The sequence below is a fragment of the Ornithinimicrobium sp. genome (assembly GCF_030537745.1).
In the GTDB taxonomy this organism is placed as follows: Bacteria; Actinomycetota; Actinomycetes; order Actinomycetales; family Dermatophilaceae; genus Ornithinicoccus.
On record NZ_JAUNVI010000028.1, the window covers coordinates 1 to 2,387 of the forward strand.

Here is a 2,387-nt window from a genome sequence, read left to right on the forward strand (position 1 = left end):
CCTGAGCCGCCCATCAACCCTGAGCACCCGCCGTTGCCGACGGCCCCGCCCCAGCGCAAGGCACGTCATACCCCACCCTCTAGAGCACTCGCAGATGCCTGGGTGGTCGAGGTGTGGATAGACCCCGACTGGTATGCGGTGCAGCAGACCGACGAGGCGTGCCCGAGCGCGGGCATCCCCGACATCGTGCTGCTCACCCGCAGCACCGCCCTGATCGGACGACCCTCGGGCAGCCTCGGGGTCCGGCCGGACATCGATGCGGGCGTCGACTCCGCCGTCTCCCGCCGCCACGCACAACTGACCAGCGACGGACGCCGCTGGTGGATCGAGGATCTGGGCAGCAGCAACGGGACCTTTGTCGGGTCGGTCGGCGAACCGGTTCCCACCGCGCCGATCCCCGCTGGTCAGCGCGTCGAGACCGACCGCGACGATCGGATCTACGTCGGCGCCTGGACGCGGCTGGTGCTGCGCCAGGCCACAGCGTCGGAGAAGGCTGGGCTGGGCTGAGCGAGGCACGGGCGTGCCCGTGTCTGCCGGTCCAGCCACCAGCGCCTAGAGTCGTGCCATGCCTGCAGCCTCACCCGAGACGGCCAACCCTCAGCCCTCCAACCGGAGTCGGCTGCGTCGTTCTGGTCGGATGCTGGTGCGCGTGGGGAGCGTCCTGCTGGCGCTCTCCCTTGTGCTCACACTCGTCGCGGGGCTGGCCACGCGCAGCCTGCTCAACAACCTGAGCACCAACGCCTACGAGGTCCTGGACGGGCGCGGGACCCTCGACCTGGACGCTGGCAGCGTCCGCTCGCTCTATGTGATCGGCGGGCTGGTCGCCCCAGGAGAGGACGTCCCGACTCCGGTCGAGGACATCACCTGCATGGTCAGCGGCCCAGACGGTCCAGTCCCGGTCACCCATCTGAAAGACCAGGGCAAGAAGGTCGGCATCGACACGGCCCTGGCGCGGCTTCAGATCGTCGGCTCCTTCACGACGCGGGCCAGTGGTCCGCACACCATCGACTGCACCGGCCTCGGCGTCGTCGTCGCGCCCGAGCTCAACCCGGTCACAGCCCTGCTGCGCATCGGTGGCCTCCTGCTCGGCAGCCTCGGGGTCTTCGGCGGTGCCACCCTGCTGCTGATCGGTGGGATTCTCACCCTGATCGTGCGGCACGGCGTCTCCGACGACGACGACGATGATGAGGGATATGACGACCAGGACCAACCCCCGGAGGGCGGGGCCAAGGAATGGTGGGACGAGTCTCCCGGGAGCGCACCTGCTCCGGACTCTAGCGACGCCAGCCTCGAGCCCACCGAGCCACAGACGGCCTCCGCCCGCAGCCTGGTGGACGTAGACACTGACGACTACGTCGAAGTGTCGCAGGAAGAGCTGGACGCCCTTTCCGAGCAGGAGATCGCGGACCTGGTCAGGTCTGGAGCACTGATCTTCGTCGATGACGACGATCAGTTGGTGCCGCTGGAGACACCGGTCGACGAGGATTCGCGGGAAGACACCTACCGCTGAAGGAGCGCTCGGACACCGCCTGACACCACCACCCTGCACCGCCGACTCTGCGGCAGAGCGGCACCTGACATAGCGTGTCCAGCATGAGCGCACCGGAAAACTACGCCTATGGACAGTACGCACCGCCGCCTGTGCGCAGGAGCGGAATGGCAACGGCCGGCAAGTGGATGTTTCTTATCGGACTAATCCTCGGGCTGGTGGCGCTCGGCGTCGTCATCTGGGGCGGGACGCAGGTCGTCCGGGCCAGCGACGCCTTCACCCAGGACACGATCACGGTCGAGGGGCAGACCACCGTGCCCATGCAGAGCCAGTCGATGCGCTTCATCATCGCCGAGGGCAATAACACCCCGGTCTGCACGGTCACCGCTGCAGATGGCAGCAACGTGCCGGTCGGCTCGGACGACGTGGTCAGTGACCTCGCCGCCGACGGGACCGGCCAGATCATCGGCACCATCACGGCTGATGAGGCCGGTGACTACACGGTGGCGTGCAGCGGGGGGCCAGTGACAGTGAGCGGCTCGCTGGGCAGCAGCGTGATCATCAGCACAGTCGCGGCCGGCCTAGGCCTGGTGGCGCTGCTGCCTCTGGGCCTGCTCACCCTGATCGGGCTGATCTTGTGGCTGGTCGGTCGCAGTCGCAACAAGCGGGCCGACCAAGGCGGCGGTGGCTACGGCTACTCAACGAGCACCGGATCGGGGTATGTCGACGGGCCCGGTCATGTCGACGGGCAGGGATATGGCAACGCTGCGGGATACGGCGCACCGCCCTCGTCCAGCTCGCCGTCCGACCCCTACGCCCCTCCGCCGCCGCCTCCGGGCTACGGCCCAGGCGCGGGCGGCTCGGACGGTCCCTCGGGGAGCAGCCGCGGTTGAGCACC

At 68.6% G+C, this 2,387-nt stretch carries 3 protein-coding genes; all 3 read left to right on the forward strand.

From position 1 onward, the window contains the following. Positions 1-507, forward strand: a 507-nt coding sequence (locus Q4P07_RS07805; protein ID WP_303374346.1) for an FHA domain-containing protein, incomplete at its 5' end; no start/stop codon positions are given. A gap of 58 nt (positions 508-565) precedes the next feature. After that, entirely contained in the window at positions 566-1,510 is a 945-nt protein-coding gene (locus Q4P07_RS07810; protein WP_303374347.1) for a hypothetical protein, read from the forward strand. An 83-nt stretch (positions 1,511-1,593) separates the two neighbouring features. Beyond that, on the forward strand, positions 1,594-2,382 hold the full coding sequence (locus tag Q4P07_RS07815; protein WP_303374348.1) for a hypothetical protein: 789 nt from the start codon (positions 1,594-1,596) through the stop codon (positions 2,380-2,382). The last annotated feature ends 5 nt before the right edge of the window (positions 2,383-2,387 follow it).

Coding starts and splice junctions, on each gene's coding strand:
- Q4P07_RS07810 (WP_303374347.1), top strand. CDS start 566: ATGCCTGCAGCCTCACCCGAGACGGCCAACCCTCAGCCCTCCAACCGG.
- Q4P07_RS07815 (WP_303374348.1), top strand. CDS start 1,594: ATGAGCGCACCGGAAAACTACGCCTATGGACAGTACGCACCGCCGCCT.